18 protein-coding genes are annotated in these 19983 nt (G+C 34.3%); 4 read left to right on the forward strand and 14 right to left on the reverse strand.

Features of this window, described 5'->3' with window-relative positions; all coding sequences use genetic code 11:
* The 4 genes from BUR19_RS05320 (at position 1) to BUR19_RS05335 (ending at position 4529) form a co-directional block, all read left to right on the forward strand.
* Complete coding sequence (locus tag BUR19_RS05320) at positions 1–2562, forward strand: hypothetical protein (RefSeq protein WP_074233847.1); 2562 nt, start codon at positions 1–3, stop codon at positions 2560–2562.
* On the forward strand, positions 2562–3035 hold the full coding sequence (locus BUR19_RS05325) for a hypothetical protein (protein WP_074233848.1): 474 nt from the start codon (positions 2562–2564) through the stop codon (positions 3033–3035). The genes BUR19_RS05320 and BUR19_RS05325 overlap by 1 nt, the downstream gene beginning before the upstream one ends.
* Before the next feature lie 64 nt (positions 3036–3099).
* Positions 3100–3732 carry a hypothetical protein gene (locus BUR19_RS18910; RefSeq protein WP_175565870.1) on the forward strand — a complete coding sequence of 211 codons (633 nt, stop codon included), beginning with the start codon at positions 3100–3102 and terminating at the stop codon, positions 3730–3732.
* Positions 3733–3737: 5 nt separating this feature from the next.
* Positions 3738–4529: a hypothetical protein gene (locus BUR19_RS05335; protein ID WP_074233850.1), complete on the forward strand. Its 792-nt coding sequence runs from the start codon at positions 3738–3740 to the stop codon at positions 4527–4529.
* 32 nt (positions 4530–4561) lie between these two features.
* On the opposite strand, the gene BUR19_RS05340 is transcribed toward BUR19_RS05335, so the two are convergent.
* The 14 genes from BUR19_RS05340 to BUR19_RS05410 form a co-directional block, all read right to left on the reverse strand.
* Positions 4562–5167 (reverse strand): hypothetical protein, encoded by a 606-nt coding sequence (locus tag BUR19_RS05340; RefSeq protein ID WP_074233851.1) that lies wholly within the window; start codon positions 5165–5167, stop codon positions 4562–4564.
* Positions 5168–5554: 387 nt separating this feature from the next.
* A complete protein-coding gene (locus BUR19_RS05350) occupies positions 5555–7306 on the reverse strand; it encodes a lipase family protein (RefSeq protein ID WP_074233853.1) in 1752 nt (583 codons plus the stop codon).
* A gap of 161 nt (positions 7307–7467) precedes the next feature.
* Complete coding sequence (locus tag BUR19_RS05355) at positions 7468–8055, reverse strand: hypothetical protein (RefSeq protein ID WP_139297267.1); 588 nt, start codon at positions 8053–8055, stop codon at positions 7468–7470.
* A 95-nt stretch (positions 8056–8150) separates the two neighbouring features.
* Positions 8151–9509: a hypothetical protein gene (locus tag BUR19_RS05360; RefSeq protein ID WP_074233855.1), complete on the reverse strand. Its 1359-nt coding sequence runs from the start codon at positions 9507–9509 to the stop codon at positions 8151–8153.
* Between the two features lie 2 nt (positions 9510–9511).
* Positions 9512–11467: a type VI secretion system Vgr family protein gene (locus BUR19_RS05365; RefSeq protein WP_074233856.1), complete on the reverse strand. Its 1956-nt coding sequence runs from the start codon at positions 11465–11467 to the stop codon at positions 9512–9514.
* Positions 11468–11766: 299 nt separating this feature from the next.
* Complete coding sequence (gene tssD, locus BUR19_RS05370) at positions 11767–12174, reverse strand: type VI secretion system tube protein TssD (RefSeq protein WP_074233857.1); 408 nt, start codon at positions 12172–12174, stop codon at positions 11767–11769.
* 157 nt (positions 12175–12331) lie between these two features.
* Entirely contained in the window at positions 12332–12781 is a 450-nt protein-coding gene (locus BUR19_RS05375; protein WP_139297268.1) for a hypothetical protein, read from the reverse strand.
* A 77-nt stretch (positions 12782–12858) separates the two neighbouring features.
* A complete protein-coding gene (locus BUR19_RS05380; protein ID WP_074233859.1) occupies positions 12859–14220 on the reverse strand; it encodes a DUF5458 family protein in 1362 nt (453 codons plus the stop codon).
* Positions 14221–14234: 14 nt separating this feature from the next.
* Complete coding sequence (locus BUR19_RS05385; RefSeq protein WP_074235563.1) at positions 14235–14681, reverse strand: type VI secretion system contractile sheath small subunit; 447 nt, start codon at positions 14679–14681, stop codon at positions 14235–14237.
* A 71-nt stretch (positions 14682–14752) separates the two neighbouring features.
* Positions 14753–17128 (reverse strand): type VI secretion system protein TssR domain-containing protein, encoded by a 2376-nt coding sequence (tssR, locus tag BUR19_RS05390; RefSeq protein ID WP_074233860.1) that lies wholly within the window; start codon positions 17126–17128, stop codon positions 14753–14755.
* 20 nt (positions 17129–17148) lie between these two features.
* Positions 17149–18066 carry a PKD domain-containing protein gene (locus BUR19_RS05395; protein ID WP_074233861.1) on the reverse strand — a complete coding sequence of 306 codons (918 nt, stop codon included), beginning with the start codon at positions 18064–18066 and terminating at the stop codon, positions 17149–17151.
* A gap of 12 nt (positions 18067–18078) precedes the next feature.
* On the reverse strand, positions 18079–18603 hold the full coding sequence (gene tssO / locus BUR19_RS05400) for a type VI secretion system TssO (protein ID WP_074233862.1): 525 nt from the start codon (positions 18601–18603) through the stop codon (positions 18079–18081).
* A 10-nt stretch (positions 18604–18613) separates the two neighbouring features.
* Positions 18614–19147, reverse strand: coding sequence for a type VI secretion system TssO (gene tssO / locus BUR19_RS05405; RefSeq protein ID WP_074233863.1), 534 nt, complete (start codon positions 19145–19147; stop codon positions 18614–18616).
* A 5-nt stretch (positions 19148–19152) separates the two neighbouring features.
* Positions 19153–19824, reverse strand: a complete 672-nt coding sequence (locus BUR19_RS05410; protein ID WP_074233864.1) for a response regulator transcription factor — start codon at positions 19822–19824, stop codon at positions 19153–19155.
* Positions 19825–19983: the final 159 nt, after the last annotated feature.

The raw sequence follows: 19983 nt of genomic DNA on the forward strand, positions 1-19983 counted from the left end.
ATGAGTGATGGCTTGCATATTCAGTTACTAACAGATAAATCTGATCAGAATAAATTTGATGCTTCTTTTGGTTCCCTTACTTTACCTCAAGCAGGTAATTTTGTCGTTAAAGTGAGAGAATATGAAGAAGAGTTTTTGAAAAAACAAAAGAAGTTTGATGATAATCTCCGTTCTGCAGAAGCTAAATGGAAAGAGAGAGCACAAGCTGGCTGGACACGAGAAAAACTCGAAGAAAACTGGAAAGCAAATGAAGCTCAAAGAAATGCATCTGATAAAGCAGAAGAAGAAAAACTGAAAGCAAAATTTGTTAATGTAAACTGGATATGGTGTGTGGCACCAAAAAAGCTAAACCCTTCAGAACTTTCCCATAACGAATCTTTCTCAAAAGGAATTCATGGCAAAGGAGAATACAATCTAAAATTTCCTAAAATTCTGGAAGGTGGTGGAATGGCTTACTTAGAGGCTTTTCAGCCGGAGGTTGGTGCGAAAGGAGCCAAGCCTTTTGGGATTTTTGTACAGGCCACAGGTACTCCCCGAATTGTGAGAGTCGAATGGACTGATTTTGATTATAATCTTCTTAAAGGTAAAAAGGTAGCTTTCAATTCAGAAGTTTTGCTACATATTTACACAGAAGCGCTTTATGGACAAGAGCTGGAAATCAATCTTTTTGATGAAGATATTTTTAGTGATGATCAACTAGATGTTGCAAAAGCATCCGGATTTCAGAGAGAAGTCAATATTCATAAAGTTCATCCCAAAGAAATTGGAAAACCAGGTGTTGCAGATACATTGGTAAAATCTGAGCAGGAAAATGCTGATCAGAAAATAGAGAAGGAGCATTATTTACAGAAAGTAACAATAGAAGTAAAGGTAGATTATGGCTGGATGAAACTTGCTGGTTCTAATCTCAAAATTTATCCTACGGTCAAGTCTTTAAAAACAGGAAAATATTTTGAGGATTTTTCTAGAGAATTCTTAGAAGTTTCAAAGGATGGCGTTTTGTACGATGTTGCTAAAGAAGTCAGTAATATGCCTGTTTTGCAAAGTGAGATAGAAACCAATATTGCGGCTTACCACCCTTGCCAGTATACGGCACTCGATTTTATTAATGAGAAAGGCGAAACCAAAAATATCTACAAAGAAGAGCAGGGTGTCAGCCAAAATGAAAACCTGGAAATTGGTATTATTGTAGGCAGCGATCCCAAAAAATTTAGTTTCAAAACGGATGATAATGCCGATGCTACAGAGTGCCGTTTTGACGGCGCTGGCAATGATCACGATAAAAATATTTTTACTTATGATAGATCTAAGTTGCCAAAAAACATTTCTATCACCAGTAATCAGCCAAAAGTCATAGAAGGAACAGCTTTCTTTGATTATGATAGAATGAACATGATGAAGTACTTCTGGTTGCCCAATGATTTCAAAAATGCCCAAAGATATTCCCATTTGAAAATCAATGCCATGACTTGCAGGCATCAGGTTTATCCTAATATTACCATTCTTCCGGATATAGAGTGGGAATTGGCATTTATTATTACGACAATGGCGGGTTTTAGGATCAAAGCCGAAAATACCACTTTTACTAGACTAAGTCAAGGATTGGGAGAATATCAATTTCGGGGAATCAAAGCCGAGCAAGCAGGTAAACTGATAGAAAAAGGAGGTGTTGGCTATTCTCTTAATATCAAATATACCATCAATGGTGGTGCTTTTTATGAGCAGATTTCTCTTGATTTCGTCAGAAATATTGAGAAGATAATTGATACTTATAATAAGATTGCCGGCTTTGTGGCTATCTTCAAAGGAGATGATGATAGTGTAACTTCCGCTGCTATTTCTACCTCTGCAATCAAGAAAATTACATTTGATATAGATCCTCCATCCGTTGTTTTTTTACTGAGATGGAAATATGATTATGCCAAAAAAAATGGACAGGCTGTTGTTAACTTTTTTGGAGCGGCTGGTTTTAAACCTTTAATTGGTTTAAAAATTGGTGTTGATCTCGTGGCTAACGCAGATAAGTTTGGTGGATTAGTAGGCGCAATTATTACCTGGGGAGCCAAGTTTGTTAAAAAACTGACCAAAATGGACTTGTATATCCTTGTAGAAACAGGTGTTGCACTTAATTATGATATTGGTTTATCTTACAATGAAATAGACGGTTTTGCACCCAATACAAAACAAAAAATCGTGGTCGATTTAACATTCTCTATAAAAGCAGGTATTAAAAGGAAAGATGTTGTTTTTGTGGCTAATGTAGATAAGATGGAAGGAAATGTAATACCAATGAGCGAGGCTGAGCAGGAGACTTTTAAAGTTGAAGGCGCTGCTACAACAGGAATTAGATATACAGAGGAGCATGGCTTCGAAAAAGGGAAAGGCAGCTATAAAACAACTGATGTAAAATGGTTAGGTGCTGAGATGACGATAACAATTGTGACCATGTCGCATAACAGAAGACAGAATGGACCGCCGAACGAACAGTTCAAAGAAAAGTTCCTGATAAAAGGTCCCGAACAGATATATGGTCCAGAGAAAGTTTATACAAAAAATGAATAATGAAAGGCGGAGAAGATATCCTTGTATATTCCAAAAATGGAAATCTAATAATAGAATCAAAAATTATCAGGGTCAGAGAGATTATCTCCTATCAACATATTGATGACATTATTATAAAACATGTGAACGAGGTGTATGATCACGAGATGGATATTTTTCTGAGCCAATCTGTAAAATATGAAAATGCAGGTAATAACCTGATTCATAGAATACTGTTTCAGATTTTTTTGTTATTCCATCAGAACAAAAGAACGATTAATATCAGTCAGTCCAACGAAGATCTTTTGATCATCCTTAATGAAATCAAAAGTAATCTTCCAAAAACCGTGATTCCTCCAGACCTTGATAAAAGTCTTTTCTGGAAAAAAGTATCGGATAACCATAGTTTCTCTCTTGTGAAATTAGTTTTTAGTAAAAATAATCTGAGCCTTTTTGAAGTTTTAAAGAAATATAATAAATACCATGAAAAATAAATTAACAATTGCTTTTCTACTCTTAATACTTATTTCTTGTGCCCAATTACAAACAAAAAATCCAATGTATATCTGCAAAGATTGTGGCAGCTTTGATCTCGGTAAAATGACTTTTAAAGAGAATATTGATGTGTTATCCTCCAAAACAGAGATTTTTAAAACGGCATTGGTTAATCAGAATAACGAAGAAAAAGATGCTGATCAACTCGCTAAAAATGATGTAGTTAAGTTATACAAATATAATTTTGAAAATCAGCGTAATGAGATTTTAGGAGACAAATTGTTGAATTATAATAATGAGTTTTTCTTTACGGGCTTAAGTATTTTGACAACAGCAGATAAAAAAATACTGGCTTATAGAGCGACTGTTTTCTTTGAGGGGGATGCTAAAAAGATAGATCAGTTTATAACCTATCTTCAGTCGCAAAATAAAGAATCGAGAATGGTTCAGAACAAGATGGAAGGTGATCTTTCTGTCTACCAATGGATATCGGATAAACACATTACTCAGTTGGTAAGATCCAATCAGGCTAGCAAAGAAGAAGAGATGATCAATGGAAAGCGTGTTGTGAAATATACCAATTATGTCAAGCTGAATTATTATAACGAGGCATTTATAAAAAATTCTAATCAGGATATCGTTAAAAGTGATATTGATTTTGCTGTTTACAACGACAAACATTTTCAAAAAAAATAATAACTATGAAAACTATGGCGGAACCATTTTACCAGTTGGAGATAAAGACTGCGAATTGTTATATAGAAGTTTTGGTCAATGATTTGCCTATTTTTTGTAATTATGAAAATGGTGGAATGGCTGTAGATTATCCCATTAATGATGCTATTCTCAAAAGCGGAAAGCAATCTTTGGAAGTGAGGATTATAGCACCAAAAGGAGAAACCAGTATTTCCAAATATGCGCATTACGAGATAAAGGTATTTGTAAAGGAAGCCAATAAAGAAGCATCGGGAAGAGAATTGGTTTATACATTGCCTATGAGTGAGGATTTTAGAAACACACCGCTTCCTGTCATCATCCATAAAAATACTTTTGAGGCGGAAGTTCCTTATCATAATATAGGATGGTCCAATTCTTTGGATCTTAAAGAATTGAATAAAAACCAATTGTTGCAGGAAATAAAAAACTATCTTACCAAAATAACTTCTATCTATAATGGTAGAAAAGAGCTAGAGTATGAGAAATTATACAATTCCAGGATGGAGGAACATAGCAAAAGTTTTTATCTTACTCAGGAGGAAATGAGCGATTACAAAGATTCTACATTTCTAGGATTACCAGAAAAATTAGAATCTATAGATTGGGATTTGTATCAAATGGTTTTTTACGGAGATAACAGACTTGTATCTCTACAAACAAAACATCAGCCGCCAGGATTTGTTTTTGAATCCGTGAATAAAGATGAATATGGTTTTACAGAAATGGTGTCTTTCCACAAAAAAGATAAAAATGCAGCGTTGGAAATTATAAGATAACAAGGTGAATTGAGATTAATCCATTAAAATTTTTAATATTTCGCCAAATCAGAGAATGTTAAATTCTGAATTTTTGGTAATGGTTTAGGCTTAAATTTCTCTCTAAGTTTATATTTTTTTGTCGGTCCAAAATCTTGATCAAAAACAACTTTGTTTCCTTTCAGCAAGTCAATTTCGGTTTCCGTAGTTATTTCTCTTCCGTCCGAAATAACCCTCGAAATGTGGGTCAATTCAAAATTACCGTCTTTAAATCTGAAAATATATCGGCTTTTCAATTCGTTGACGTCTGTTAGTATGACTAATTTTCCTTCTTCAATAAAAAAATCCGGGATTCTAAAATTTTTTTGTTTTCCTGAAGTTTCAACAGGATATTGATTTTCAAAAATCTGGGTTGAGGAAACTTGTAACTTAAGATTTTTGCTATTGGGCTGTGACAAAAATATCTGCAGTCTAAAAGGTTTGATTTCCCCGGTTTTAGTCGTAGTTACAACAACCCAATCAGGTTTTTTATCGTTGTTAAGATCGCCTTTTTCTTCGCCAACTATTTCACTGAAATTATCTTGATTCCTAATGTTTTGGGAAAATAAGTTTGTATGGGCAAAAAGTAAAAATAAAATATAGAGAAATGATTTTTTCATCTTTTTATAAATTTTAGAAATGGAATAGAGCTGATTTTGAAGATGCTTATTTCATAAACGGATTATCAAGTAAAGCACCTGATATCAGATATAAAGAAAAAAATAAACTGACAGAGTACATTAAGACAAAGAAAACAACACATCTGGTGATGTAAAGAATCCATTTTGTTTTTATTTTTTGAATCAAAATATCAATCAGGAAAAACAATATAGCTGTAGGAATACTGATTATTAATCCAAATTGTTTTATGATTTTGAAGATCACTGTCAGATTAACAGATTCCGATGAACTGCTGAAGAAAAATATAAAATATACAGTAACAAATAAATTTGATAAAACAAATATTATCAATAATTTAAGTAATGTATCAGATGCACTTTTCATGATTAAGTTGGTTTGTAACGTGCACTTTTTGGAGAACTAAAAGCTTCTTTCAATCCATTTTCTACTTCTTTCCAAAATTGGGTGTGGCTCAAACTGTGAGATGTTTTTGCTAAATAAACGAGTGAGCCAGGTTTTTTGTCTAATTCTTTTATGCCTTTATCCTGCTCTGCAACCAGATCTGCATTGTATTTGGTAACCAGTTCAGAGTATATTTCAAAGTTTTTTCTTAATGTAGTGACTTGGGTATCTAACTTACCAAAGACTAGAGGCTCTATTCCCCAATCTATCACTTTTGTTATTGTTGAAAAATTCTCAGGATCTATAAACTGACTGAATAATCTCATCAATAAGTCTTCCAAATTATTGGCATTTGCAGCATCCTGAGCACCTTTTAAGAAGGTTTTAAATTTACTTTTTTTATTTCGTGAGTTGTAAATGTCTTTATCAAATATAGGAACTTGCAGTATAGACAATCCTTTCGTTTGTTTTGCAGGTGTCCAGGCTGTAGAATCTATAGTATCTGTAATTCCTCTGCTTTCTTCAAAAACATTAGCCAATAAACTCAGTAGGTAACTGTCTTTTGGGCCGCTTTTTATAGCAAACAGAATATTTAAAACTGTTAATCCTTGTGTTAAATTTAGGTTTGAAACAAATGTTGCTTTAGCATAACTTTTACTTCCACTGGCGTAATTTTTATGGACATCAACTGTCCACTGTAAAAAGTTTGTCAAAAGATTGATGAACGAAGCCTTTTCTTTCTGGAGACTAGAATTATTAATTTTTATCGAATTAATATAATTGATTATTTCCTGTGTTATCATATTAATTGCCAAAGAAGCATTTGCCATTTCCTGCCATGCTTTTCTCCCTTTGTTTGCAAAATCCTGCCAGATCAAACTTTTCAGATAAGTTAATATGACATCTGTCTTAACATTTTTAAGCATTGTGATGCCACGCTCAAATTTATCTTTAGAAAAAGCTTGTAATAATCCTTCGAGATTCAATAAACTAAAATGGGCAACAAGCTGTTGTGTTAAATCGTACTCATTATGAACATTGATGATTTTACAGTTTGGATGTAGTTTACCGTGATTGAGCTGATGTTTCTTCTGAAAAAAAGGAGTTGATAGATAGGTGATACTTTTTATTTTCCAATGCTCAGGAAATTCGGTGATTTTTCTGGACTTCAAAAACTCAGATTTGGCAATCATCTCTTTGTTGGTAATCAATTCTGTAAATTGATTAATGACATTGCCGCCGTGCGAATGCCCAATCAGATGCAGACTGACTTCCTGATTTTTTTTAAATTTGTAAACGCGTGAAAGCAGGTCTAATAAACGTTCTGCTGCGAGATTTCTTTCTTTAGTATCATTATCTCCGGACCAGCTAAAAAACTGCCCTTCGATATATAAGTTTTGAAACTGAGGGCCTAGCTCTTTCAGTTTTGCCCAAAAATTAGCTTTGCTTACATTGTTTTTTTCGTCTTTGCCTTGCCAATAATCCGTATTAGCTTCGTGTTTTTTACCGGTTATATTGACTGGGTCTGTTGTGCCCGCAACGAACATTACAACATCATAAATTTTATCGCTGGTTTTTGGAGGTGATTTTGGTGAACCCCAATATAAACCTTTCTCAGTACCCTCTTCGGTAACAGTTCTTGTTGCATTCGTAACAATGTTTTCGTTAGAATACATACTGTGCCCTTTTTCAGATACTTTGGTATAGGTGCCTTTTACAATTCTGGTTCTGCTCATATTTCATTTTCTTTAATAATGAAAAACACATTGTTTTGGAAAAATAATATTATAATTAGGAATGACTATTGTGCGGAAGATTTCGTCTGTAAAGCCTCTGTTATTAAGTCTTTCTAAAAAAATATCTAAAAAATAAATTTACACATTTGAAATGATAGGATTTACCTAGCCAAAGGATTAATGTAATATTCTTCCGATTTCAATTCTTTTCCATTACTTCCATCCAACACTACTTTCCTGAATAATGATTTTTCGATATCAGCAGATTTCTTCCCTGTATTCCATTGTAGTTCGTAAATATAACTGCCATAAGTTTTAGAATAAAATCTGGAAAGCTTCCCGGATTTTGTGAAATCAACATTGTTTTTTTTACCGTATTCTAGAACTTTATCTAGAGAGAATGGATAATTTTTGTCCTTGTCTTCAGTCTTTACCAACTTTTCATCTTTATAGTAATACCACTGTCCAATCTCTACATCGTCTGCAAAATAGTGGGTTACAGATTGCAACAATCCATCTTTGTTGTAGGTCTGAAAAGTTTCAAATCTATTATTGCTGATATATTGTTCTACATAATTTTCTACGATACTTTTTTCATAGTTTTCCTCAATATAACCTTCTTTTACACTGTGATATTGCTTCACGTAGGTGTCTTGATCTTTCTGATAACCTTCATAATCTGGATTCTTTTTCAGATTGGCTTCATATTTATTAATATCGAAACGAGGCAGTTGTATCTTATTATCCATGGGCTTGTTATATTGTTTATTGATACTTCTTTTTTCTGTTTTAAAATCATTGCAATTAACTAGAAAAAGAATACTTAAAAAAAATAGATTAATTGCTAAATTTTGCTTTTTAAAATATCCCATTGCCATTTATATGTTTGTTTTGCCTTTATATTAGTATCTGAAATATAATAATCCATAATATTATCTGTATTAAATTTTTTAAATGTTAACGGGCTACGATTATCAAATGTGTGAAATAATCCGATAGCGTGAAGCAGTTCGTGCGTTGCAGTTGTCTTGACAGCTTCAAATGGATTTCCTGTCGTTGTGGCGATATTTTTTAAATCTAATACGTAGACTGTTTTGGAAGGGATATTCTCAGCCTCACCCAGCAAATACTGACCATCCGGAAGTTGGATGACTTCTGCAATAAAATAGACTCTATAAAAACTATCATATTTATTTCCTAATACACTGCCATCTGGGAATTTGGCACTTCTTAACTTGGAATCAAGGTATTGATGAATTCCTGTACCACTTTGTAATTTAGGGATGAAGTTTCGGTCTTTTGTAAGATCCAGGTTGATACTTTTTATATCTGCATTGATATAGGCTTGTCTCAAATATTTTATTAATCTTTCCTTTTCACCAGCAGTACTTCCATTTTTAATTTTTCCTGGTCCCGAAGATGATTTTACAGAAACAAATAAAATTTTTCCCTGTTTTTGATGAGCTGTATTATTCGCGAGAATCTTTATTTTTCCACAAACCATATTATCAGCTAAAACTTCAATGATTTGATCTGTACTGAAAGAATTGACGCATGTAATTTCCAAATAATTATCCAGAGTATATTTGCCCTTCTTGATTGAGATTTCTTCTTTATTAAATTTGAAATACTCCTTTGTATCCTGTGGTTTCTTTAGATGCTTTATGGTTAGTTTTTTTGGTAATTCTTCAATTTCAATTTTTAAAGTAAGCTTATGTGAATCCCCTTTGTAGATAGTCATATACGGAATCGGATACAAGTATGGGCTTCCGTTTATTTTAGGTTTCCATGGAATTGTCATATTGCTGAATTTATTTAAAAGATTTTGATATTCTTTACCATCTTTAAAGAAAACACCATTTAAATAAATTTGCTCTAATAATTTTGTAGATGGGTTCCTATAATTTCCAATGATAGATTTGTACCACTTTTTATCCCCACTTACACCTGTATCTCCTAATCTTACCCAATCAAAACCAAATTCTCCGCTCCAATTAGCGTGCGGCCTAAACTCTACCAAACATTTCGATTGGATATTACCTTCTTTTGGTTTTTCAGGATCGCCATAACTAATACCTTGATCAGAACCTTCTTCTGTAACCGTTTTTGTTGCTGTCGTAACAATGTTTTCATTAGAATACATACTGTGTCCCTTCTGAGACACTTTGGTATATGTTCCTTTGATAAATCTGGTTCTGCTCATTTCTAATTGGCTTTAGATTTCTCTCCGCTGTTGTTCTGAACTTCTTTTTGTGCGTGTTTGTGGATAGATTCGTTGGATTGGATATTCATAGATTTCTCACTCACTTCCGTTCTTTCCATTTTCGTTTCGCTGTGAACATCGCCATCAATCATTTCGGTTAATTTTCCTGTGATGAACATGCTGGCGTCGCCGGCAACTGATGTCAGTTTCATAGCGCCAATACTTTGGGTTGAGTTCATTCCGATACTTTGGGTGTTATTCATTCCGATAGTTTCAGAAGCATTTTGTCCCACACTAGTGGTCATATTTTCTGTGACATTGATGTTCATATTCTTACAATTCAGTGTCATTGTTTCGGGAGCTGTGATGTTGATGTTGCTTCCTGTGGTGTCCAGATGGATTTCATTTCCTGATTTATCTGTAATGATGATGCTTTCATCTTCTGTGAAAATCACTTTATGTCCACTTCTGGTCATAATGGATTTGACACGGTTATCAACACCACCACCAAGTCCAACTCCTCCATGGAACATTCCACCCATTACGAAAGGTCTGTCGGGATGGTCATGGACAAAACCGACCATCACCTGATCTCCAACTTCAGGAATAGCAACATACCCTCTGTTTTGAGTAATTTGATCTGTTCCTCCTGCATCTGGACTCATCATTCTGATAAAGTTAGTAGTGTCGTGCAATTGCCAGTCAAATTTAACTGTGACTCTCCCTTGTCCCTGTGGATCTGTATTACTGACAACAGTAGCTATTTGTGGTTGCGCGGTTGGAACTGTAAAATCCGGTTTTGGAAGGAATCCCGTATCGCTGGCAATGGCCTTGAAAGTACCTTTGTAATTCCCTAAAGTATCCACATCGTGCGAAGTCTCAATAACCATTATTCTAGTAAAATAACTGGTTTGATTGCTGTCTGGCTTTCTCATTTCCAAGTCTGCAACACAGCCCGGATATAAGAAAGGAATCGAGATATTTCCTGTAACGGTAAAAACTTCTACAGCTTTACTCCCTGCAGCACTTTCCTGGGAGTTGACTACATCTTTATCGGTAACCGCTTTTATCGGTGAAACCTGTAAAGATCTTGTGGTGAAAATCCCGTTTTGGGTCTGGCTGTAAGCATTTTTTGCCAGATCACTTTTATGTTTAATCGGCGTTTCTCCGGAAGTCAGTTTGCTGTTCTGACTGCTGTTGTAGCCGTAGAATTCAGGTTTGGTATGAACCGCTTTGAGTTCTACACGGATGTCGCTGACATTACTTCCATAGATTAATTTGAGTGGTGGATTTTGTGGCGGCAGTTTACCAAAATGTAATACTTCACCATCGTAATAGAATTGTTCGCCATAAGCTTCCGCCATTCTTGCGAGGTAATTGTAATGGGTTTCGTTGTACTGAACACTGAATGGAATCTCAGAAAAATCGTTCGCATCCACACGCACATCATACTTGCTGCTTCCCAAACCTTCTTTGATGAGTTGTGAGGCAATAATACTCATATTCACGGGTGATTCTCCACCAAAGCTCTGGATGGTTGGCGCTGCATCCAGCAAAATTGTTGGACTGAAACCGCCAAGAACAATATTCGGAAGGCCGCCTTTTTCCTGACTGAATCCAACTCTGGTAATCACACCCACAAAAGTCCTCTCCGGACTATCTTGGATATCTTTGTATTTTTGGACAATTGTAATTCTTTTCCCTAAAAACTCCTGGCTGGTTTCCAGATTATGGTTTTCCTTATTTCCTAATGTGTCATGCGCCAGAATCAGTTCAAACTCGTGATGTTTAGAGCTGTTTTGTGAAAGAGTGAAATGTTTGTAATGTGAGATTACTTTCCCTTCAATCACAATATTAAGTTTGACAAGACGGTTAATTCCAAAAATCTGACTCGATGAGATGGAATTGGCGCTATTGTCCGGTTTGAAACTTTTGGTAGGAGTGTTGGAAGTAGCCATATTTTGTGATTTTTTAGTATTAAATATCTATTACTTTGTTTAAACTAAACTTGGTCTATCGCTTCTATGAAGGCTTTTTTTGAATATGGAATTTAAAATCAATAATATTAAATCGATAAAAAATTATCATTCGCAATTATTTATTGATAATTAATTCGCAACAATCTTCCTGAAATCATAGCAATAATAATGCAATTGTCATCCAAAAGATTGTTAATTAATCAAAAATCCTGATGAATGTGTCCAAAAAGGATGTTCATCAGGATTATTTTTTATTTTAAAGAGAAATAATCAGATGATTATTTAGCACCTGGCCAAACCCCATCGTAAGCTGAGTTGCCATAATCTATTTTCTCTGCACTTACTACAAAACTGATGAACATATTATCCTCGTTCAAAGCATCATAATCTACTTCGTGTTGGATAACGTATCCGTTTTCCCACTTCAGAGTTGTCAATGTGCCTTCTTCGTGTGACTTGTTGAAAGTTACTTCACCACTAGTTGGCTTGTATTTCCCATTTAATAAACTTTCCAAAATTCCTGAATCCTCAGTTGCTTCCACAGTGATTTTGATCAATGCGTTAGAAGGGTCTGATGCAACTCTACCGGAAACATCCGTGTTTCTTGATACACCGTAATTCAGTTTAAGGATCTTTTGTTCTGCACCGCCGTTGAATTTTAATACGGCTCTTGAATTGTTTGCCATGATTTCTAAAATTTAATTGTTAATATATTATATTGTGTATTAGTGTGTTCCTTAACTTTTGTATACCAAAGATAGAACCACCTTCCAAAAAAATAAGTAGTAGAATTACTACAGTTTTAGAAAATATTCAAGAGAAAAAAATAATTTATTATCAATTTTATTGAAAAATCTGGGCGGGTAAAGCTTGATAATCAACTCCCATATCTTTGACTAATAACTTATAGGATTGCGGATTGATAAGGTAAACAGCCGTCGAATCTTTATCAGAATCATTAATCTTCAAATCATAATTCGAAATAATCTTGATTGGAAACCGAATACTGTCTTTTGCGGATTTTACGATTGTGCCAGAATTGATTTTATAGACATTAACATTTTTATCTTGGATTTTAAGATTATTAATCAACTCAATTGTGTTCGTTTTTATAACAAATAAACTTTTGTCTGAAGCTTCTTGTGGTGTTAATGCTTTTTTAGGCTGTTCATTTCTTTGATTTTCAAAAAGATCTATCGAAAAATGATCCGGTCTTTCATATTTTTTCTTGCAGGAAATTGTGAACGATAGTAAAATTATCATGTATAGAATGTAAAAGTGGGCAGTTCTCATCTCGGTAGATTTTAAATGAAAAAGGGAATTCATAACTTATTGTTGCAAATTCCCTTTGTTGTTAATTTTTATTGGGTTTATTCCTGTTGATATTCAGCATCCCATTCGTTACCGTCGTCTCCTTTGTGTCCATCCAGTTTGATGACAAAACTTTTTGTTGGGAAGTAAGGTGTCATTCTGATATCAAGCCAAACACGATCCTTATTCACTTTGTCTTGTTCAAATCTTACAATTTTGAATTTCTCAATCAATTTGTCCGGACCTTTGATTCCGTCTAGGAAAGTTACGATTTGTCTTCTCAAATCATCTTCGTTTCTCGGGTTCCAGTTTTCAAATGCTCTTCTGTTGAGGAAATCGAGTAGAACCTTGGTTACATAATCGAAAACTCTTACAACAGAATAAGTTTGTAAACCAATGTTATCTCCGGTAAATAATGTTTTTGCGGAGAATGCCATAATTTTTCCGTACTCGTTCACCATCGGAACCAATCCCATTTTCTCAAGCTGAGAGATTTCACTTTTCTTAAGGTCAAATTTCACGGCATCCACTTCATTGATATTTCCGTGTTTTTTACCAGCGGCAACTTGCGACATCAATGTTTTATAGATTTTTCCAGCCATAGAAGTAGAAGGAGGGAGGTCCACATTTTCCTCTTCACCCACTTCCTCAGCTCTGCCTCTTCCCACAAGCCAGTTGGTCGTCATAATCACATTACTTCTGTGAAGTTCGCCGCCTGTAAGATTGGCCGAATGGAAAAGATCCACAACATCATCCGGTTTGTCAAGATTAGCAAAATCTGTTACCAACATTACTTTGTTCTCGTTACAGATTTTCGCCCATTTTTCAACGACTTTGTTGGAACCCAAATATCCTGGAATTGCTAGGATAGAGTAGTTGTCTCTCAAATCCAGGCGGTCATAATTTTGCTTGAACTCATCCGCAATAGCATCAATGAAAATCGGATTATCCAAATCTTTCATTTGCTCCAAAGATGCATTCACGATGCTTACATTGTCAACTTTGTCAAGCTCTGTATTCTTGAAAAACTGAGCCATTGTTCTATACGATGTTTCCAATTCGCGGATCGCACCAAGGCTATTTTTAAGATTGGTTTTAAGATTTTTTTCTGCACTCTGCGCTTTTGTTTTACAAGCTTCTGCCATTTCTTCAGCAGTAGCATTATTTTCCAAAAGTGAAATCCATAAATTCAGTTTTTGAGCTAAATCTTTTCTTTCAGTTTGTTTGTTTGTATCATTTAAGAAGATTTCTTTACGTGCTTTTCTCGTTGGATTCATATTGGCAATCCCGTCTACAACGGTTTCTATAAAATTAAATCCACCAACTTTATTGAGATCATTAATCGCTGAACCTCTTCTTTGATCTTGCTGTTGTTCTGCAGCTTGCTGATTTTGCGATGCTGCTTGTTGTCTGTTGTCCATAGTTTTTGTGTTTATTATTTTTCAAGTTCACCTGCTACTTCTTTCAAAACTTCTATCAAAGCATTTTTGGTTTGAGGATTTTCAAGAATATTTTTTAGAATTTTATTATTCTTCAGTTGTCTCAGTATTTTATTGTACTGTTCTTGTTCGATGCTTAGAGTTTTCAGATATTCTGAGTTTTGAGTCAGATTTTTCGGAGTGAAATCTCCCAATTGCTGAAACCTGAATTCTTCATCTATGTAAGTTCCGTCTTCTGTCTCGTGCTGAACAGAAATAGAAGGTTGAAAGTGTTTGAAGACATCGTCTACCGATTTCAGACCTTTTACAATTTCCGGAACAAATGGTTCATCTGCTGTAAGTTGACTTACAATCAGCGATCTGTTTTCCTGAATTTCTTGGATTGCTTCGTTGGCGTCAACTTTTACTTCGTTTCCCCCAACACCATAATTAAACATTGCCATATTATTTATTTTTTGTGATTGATTTTCTGATTTTTTACTGAAATATTTTAAAATCTTATTGAATGAAAACATTACAGAGATTCTACTGGTTCGATGGTTGGCATAAAGAATCTGTTAAGCCAATAAAACTTTTCTCCGTTTTGATCTATGATGATCTTTGGGTTGCTTTTATTGTTTAGCAATCTGTCTGCCAATGTTTTATATTGTTTGAAATAGTTTCTTACAATCTCATTGGAAACGACTTTCTGTTGTTTCCATCCACTCAGCTTATATGTAGAAAGTGTTTCTTCCGCTGAGTTATCAAATCCTGTACTGACAGCGACAGAATAAGCCATAGACTGATTTCTCAGTTTTGATTTATCAAATTTCGTATCGCCTGAATAGTATTTTTTAAGCGTATTTAAGTAAGAATTAATTGCTGATCCTTGACTGAAATTAGGCGTGAAACTTTTTGTCTCCTGATAAATTTCCTGATAGAAAGCTCTTAGTTTATCATATTCGGTTTCAGATAAAAGAATTCCTTTTTCAACGGCTGGATAGCTTTCCTTTAACTCACTGGAAAAAGTTCCTTTGGTTATAAATGGATTGTTATAAGTAATCAACTGCGTTGTAGTTTCTGTCGGAATAGGTGTTGGAGCATTAGAAAACTGATTTCTGAAATCTGGCTTCACAATCGTTTTGGAACTTCCGACAGCTGATTTGAAATAGTTTGTCAAAGAAGTATTAACCGTTTTGTTATAATCAATAACCTGAGTAATTAAACTATCCAATGATTTAACAAGCAGATTACTGGAATTGATTTCCCCTTTTCTAGGATAAACTACAAAACCCTGAGCCATACTTGCTTTGGGATAATCCAAAGAATAAACGCCGCCTTCGCCCATCACAAGGTTGTAATTATTCTTATCCATAATCATTTTTTGATCAACGATTCTGGCCTTGTCCAATTCTGCGATATTTCTGGCTGTGCCTGTTAAAACGTTTTCTGAGAATAATACGAAATTGTTGTAATAATCAGAAGAGCCTGATGCAGATTGGAAGAACAACATTTTTGCACGCGCTTTAGTCAGGTTTCGCATAGCCTCGCTAAGACCTCCGAAGCTGGAAGCTGTAGATCCCACAACAATAACGATATTGGTCTCGTCCGAATTATTTTTGATTAATTCTCCTGTAGTTGAAAGTGCTTCTAATAAAGGCTGAGCGCCGCTATTACTACAATTTTGATTAGATGTTTGTAGGTCTATAAAAGAATTGATTTCCTCAAAATTATTGCTTAAAGCTGATGGCAAAATATCTTCTCCACAGTTATTATTTTTGTAAAGAACAGCGCCGTATTTTATGCTTTTAAAATATTTTAACTGATCTAATTTCAACTGGATATCCTGAAAAACAGATTTGGCCAAAGCAGCATTCTGAATATTATCCCGGCTGATATCAACAGTGAAAACAATGTTTAGATTTTTACTTCTGTTCGTTATTTCTTTGAATCGGTCATAATAAACAGGTTGTCCCAAAACATTATAAACAAAGTTTTTACTATAATCTAAGGCGTTTGTGAAGAATCTCGCTCTGTTAGAATTATCAACCATCGAAGGTGAAACCGAAACCAAATTTTCTATAGCGGTTCTGTTGACGCCATCAGAAAGAGGGAAGTTGGTTTCCGTAAAAGATCCATCTGGATTTTGTTTATTGATAGCTAAATTATTTTCATCAGCATAATTGAAATCTGATGAAACTTTCAGAGCTGTTCTGTCGCCCCAATTGGCAATCATATTGGAACTAATCCAGCCATAAACATCCTTGGAAATGCTATCAATTTTTAGATTTGGGGATTTCCCTATTAAAAACCTGTTGTTGGCTTCGGATTGTTTGTAAATGTAGACTAACTGACCAACGGCAATTTTTTTGCTGATAGGTTTTGTAAGATCCGGCGAAGAAAAAATCAAGGCAGAATCACCTTTCATATATTTTGAACCATTTTTTAAAACATCAGAATTATTTGGAGAAATAACTGCTTTTACATTAAAACCATTATCGCTTCTTTTCAAAGAATTGGTCCAAAGCAATAACTGATCTTTCGGGATCCAACCATAAGTTTTAACTGATTTGGAAGGGATTTTTTTCATCAAAGCATCAGGATTGTATTCTGCGACTTTGATAAGATTTTTAGATTCTTTTTGCTTGACAACTAATAATGGTTCCAGGAATTTGATTTCTTTAGGCGATTTTTCTTCACCTTTATCCATAAAAACTGTGTTGTTGGCGCGATCAGAAATTACCACCCAAGGTTCAGCTTTTTTAGGAAATCCGTCATTCACTTTTACTTGATCTACATAGCCGTAAAAATCAGAATCTGGTGTTTCCTGAGAAGGAATCCTGACTTGACATCCAATCAAAATATATACAGAACCAAAAAGGTAGGCAGCGCTAAGGAAGTTATTTTTCATAATTTATTTTTTTAGTTTATTTACTTGCTTTGCTTTACTTCTACTTTGACAACGCAATTTTGATTGGTGTCCAAAGTGGTTTTTACTTCCTGTATAGAATTATTTTTATCGAATTGCAAACCCATACAATAGTTGTAGAATGAGTTGTTTTTGTCATTCACAGTTAGTCCAATATTATCTTTGTTGCATAGATAAGTACTAAGAAGATAGTTGTAATGACTGTTGAAATTGTTGCCATTGGCAATCTGCTGAAGATGATATTTAAAATCATCATTGATTTTACTGTAAATGTCAGTCACAGTAGGAGCCGTCACTACTTCATCATCCAGTTCCTCGTAAGCAGGTAATATTTTTATCATGTGCTGAATGGGTTCATTATCGACGTCTGTGTACAAAGTCACGATGTAATTACCAGGATTTTTGAACGCATAAGTAGCCATTTTTTCTTTGGCATCAATATTTCCGGTTTCTCCGAATTTCCAAGTGAATATTTTAGCATCGGGAGAATCTGCACGGAAAAACACATTTTCCAATTGCATTGCCTGGGTTGGCGCGTCTATTTTGGTGGCAACTTTTGTAGTGTCTGTAGGCTTGGAAAAACCTCCCGAAACCAAAACAGGAAAAGACTTGGTATATTTATTATCAATGATTACAGAAACTTGATAATATCCTGGCTTTTTGAAAAAGTGAGAACCTTTGTTTTTGTCAGAATTAAATCCATCCCCAAAATCCCATTTTCTTGTTTTTCCGAAAGTGGTTTTGTCTTCAAAAGTCAATGTATCGCCCACATTGAGAGACGTTGGATAAACTGCTGCAACAATATCGTCTGAGCTATGGATGACTTTTCTCTGTAACCACAAAATAATAATGGCCGCTAAAAGCAAAAGACTTATTACTGCAATAATAATGTTCTTCCTGTTTTTTTGGATGTAATTCATAATTAAAAGTTGTTAGTTATTTTTCATAAGTAATGCGTTATCTCTTTGCAATTTTTGATTTTTGCGTTCCTTGAAACCAATAGAACAATCTTCAAACTGTTTGGTGAAAATTTTGATGTTTTCATTTTTTTTACCCGCTATATTTTTGTCTTCTACATACATTTTGTAGAACTGGGCAATCTGCTTGTAAGATTCTTTTCGTGGATCTGTGATATTCACAGTTTCGAAAATATTAGCAATATCATTGATGCTGTATCTGATTTCGTTTTCCAAAAGAGGATTTTGATTTTCTACAGACACTTTTTCGATTTTATTAAAAGTACTGTCTATAACTGGTTGTGCAATTTTTTGACGATCATCAAACTTCACTTTCTCTTCCAAAGTCTGGATTGCAAGAATATCAGAGTTATTAAAAGGCGACTCGTAACGGTAAAGAAGAATCACTGAAAGAAGTAAGACTGCAAAAAAGAGTAGTCCCAAGAGGTACAAAAAATAGTATCTTTTTTCTTTGTTGGAAAGGATAATTTTGGCTTGCATAGGTTTTAGTTTATTTTAATCGTCTTGCTATTTTTCCACCTGGCTCATTATTTCTTATTTGGGTATTGATTTTTTCTACTTTCCCCATACATTCATTTAGGTTTCTTATGGCATTTCTTTCTTTGGCTGTTACATTGATGAGTTCATTTTTGAAAATGGTCATTTTTCCAATGTTTTTCGTCAATGTCGAATATTGTTTAAATGATTTGCTGCTATCAGCTCCCATAATATTTTTTGTGTCCTGAAGATCTTCCAGGATTGAGTTTCTAAGGAAAATATCATTCTGTACTCGGTCTGTATTTAGCAAAGCCATTTTGTAGTAAATGGTATCCATTTTAATCTTCAAAAGTTCATTTCTGCTAAGAACGTTTTTGTAGGCATTCAGTTCTTTTTGGATTTGTTCTTTCTGGATTTTTGAACTTTTAAAAAACAGAAAAACCGTTGTTAGACTGATTGATATTAAAACAATGAATGAAAGTACGAATCGGATAATTCCGTTTCTTACATCATTGGAGTTTAGTTTTTTTTGCCCTTGTGTAGTCATGATTTCTAAATGCTTGAATTATAATATCCGTTTTCTACACAAAATCTGGCAAGATCCAGTTTGCTTTTAAGTCCCAGTTTTTCTGTCAATCTATTGATGTAAGTGTCAATAGTTCTTGTACTTAAGCTTATTCTGTCGCCGATTTCTTTATTGCTGAATCCTTCATAGCAAAGTTTAATGATGTGGATTTCTGTAACATTCAGTTCCTCTTGTTGTTTTTTCTGACGATCCATATAGCTTTTTACAACTTCTTCCTGCGACGCCCATTCTTTTTTATATTCCTCATAATCAGAATTTTTACTCAGGATGCAGTTTCTGAGAATATCCTTTATGATGATGCTGTTTTTTTGACAATAGAAAGTGTTAGGAATTTCGCTAAGAGTAGCGGCCATGTCATCCTGATAAGTTGTAGAGTAGGTAAGAATTGGAACATCTTTATTGTGTTGACGAATGTACTTTATCGCTTCGATTCCACTTAGGATTGGCATAAACAAGTTGATGATGAATACATCTTCTTGCTTTCTGTAAAGCCTGTTGATCAATTCGTTGCCATTATTGCAATCATTAACAATAGAAAACAAAGGGTTTTCCAAAAGCATTTTAACCAAAAACTGCTTAAAATAGAAATCGTTTTCTGCGATTGAAAAGCGTATTGCTTTTGTAGAAGTATTGTACATATTGAATATTCAGGGATTTTAGTTTTTATAAAGGAGACCAAAAAGTTCAAAATATTTAAATCAATCGATTTAATAAAAAGCTAAATCAGAAGAATATTCTGCTGGGAGGGATTTTCCTTTTTGCAGGACAGCAAAAGGAAATTATAAAGTGATAAAGTA

It is taken from the genome of Epilithonimonas zeae (assembly GCF_900141765.1).
GTDB lineage: Bacteria > Bacteroidota > Bacteroidia > Flavobacteriales > Weeksellaceae > Epilithonimonas > Epilithonimonas zeae.

What these genes read in the sequence shown, in the direction of transcription:
- BUR19_RS05320 (WP_074233847.1), top strand. Translation starts at nt 1, where the DNA reads ATGAGTGATGGCTTGCATATTCAGTTACTAACAGATAAATCTGATCAG.
- BUR19_RS05325 (WP_074233848.1), top strand. Translation starts at nt 2,562, where the DNA reads ATGAAAGGCGGAGAAGATATCCTTGTATATTCCAAAAATGGAAATCTA.
- BUR19_RS18910 (WP_175565870.1), top strand. Translation starts at nt 3,100, where the DNA reads ATGTATATCTGCAAAGATTGTGGCAGCTTTGATCTCGGTAAAATGACT.
- BUR19_RS05335 (WP_074233850.1), top strand. Translation starts at nt 3,738, where the DNA reads ATGAAAACTATGGCGGAACCATTTTACCAGTTGGAGATAAAGACTGCG.
- BUR19_RS05340 (WP_074233851.1), bottom strand. Translation starts at nt 5,167, where the DNA reads ATGAAAAAATCATTTCTCTATATTTTATTTTTACTTTTTGCCCATACA.
- BUR19_RS05350 (WP_074233853.1), bottom strand. Translation starts at nt 7,306, where the DNA reads ATGAGCAGAACCAGAATTGTAAAAGGCACCTATACCAAAGTATCTGAA.
- BUR19_RS05355 (WP_139297267.1), bottom strand. Translation starts at nt 8,055, where the DNA reads ATGGATAATAAGATACAACTGCCTCGTTTCGATATTAATAAATATGAA.
- BUR19_RS05360 (WP_074233855.1), bottom strand. Translation starts at nt 9,509, where the DNA reads ATGAGCAGAACCAGATTTATCAAAGGAACATATACCAAAGTGTCTCAG.
- BUR19_RS05365 (WP_074233856.1), bottom strand. Translation starts at nt 11,467, where the DNA reads ATGGCTACTTCCAACACTCCTACCAAAAGTTTCAAACCGGACAATAGC.
- tssD (WP_074233857.1), bottom strand. Translation starts at nt 12,174, where the DNA reads ATGGCAAACAATTCAAGAGCCGTATTAAAATTCAACGGCGGTGCAGAA.
- BUR19_RS05375 (WP_139297268.1), bottom strand. Translation starts at nt 12,781, where the DNA reads ATGAGAACTGCCCACTTTTACATTCTATACATGATAATTTTACTATCG.
- BUR19_RS05380 (WP_074233859.1), bottom strand. Translation starts at nt 14,220, where the DNA reads ATGGACAACAGACAACAAGCAGCATCGCAAAATCAGCAAGCTGCAGAA.
- BUR19_RS05385 (WP_074235563.1), bottom strand. Translation starts at nt 14,681, where the DNA reads ATGGCAATGTTTAATTATGGTGTTGGGGGAAACGAAGTAAAAGTTGAC.
- tssR (WP_074233860.1), bottom strand. Translation starts at nt 17,128, where the DNA reads ATGAAAAATAACTTCCTTAGCGCTGCCTACCTTTTTGGTTCTGTATAT.
- BUR19_RS05395 (WP_074233861.1), bottom strand. Translation starts at nt 18,066, where the DNA reads ATGAATTACATCCAAAAAAACAGGAAGAACATTATTATTGCAGTAATA.
- tssO (WP_074233862.1), bottom strand. Translation starts at nt 18,603, where the DNA reads ATGCAAGCCAAAATTATCCTTTCCAACAAAGAAAAAAGATACTATTTT.
- tssO (WP_074233863.1), bottom strand. Translation starts at nt 19,147, where the DNA reads ATGACTACACAAGGGCAAAAAAAACTAAACTCCAATGATGTAAGAAAC.
- BUR19_RS05410 (WP_074233864.1), bottom strand. Translation starts at nt 19,824, where the DNA reads ATGTACAATACTTCTACAAAAGCAATACGCTTTTCAATCGCAGAAAAC.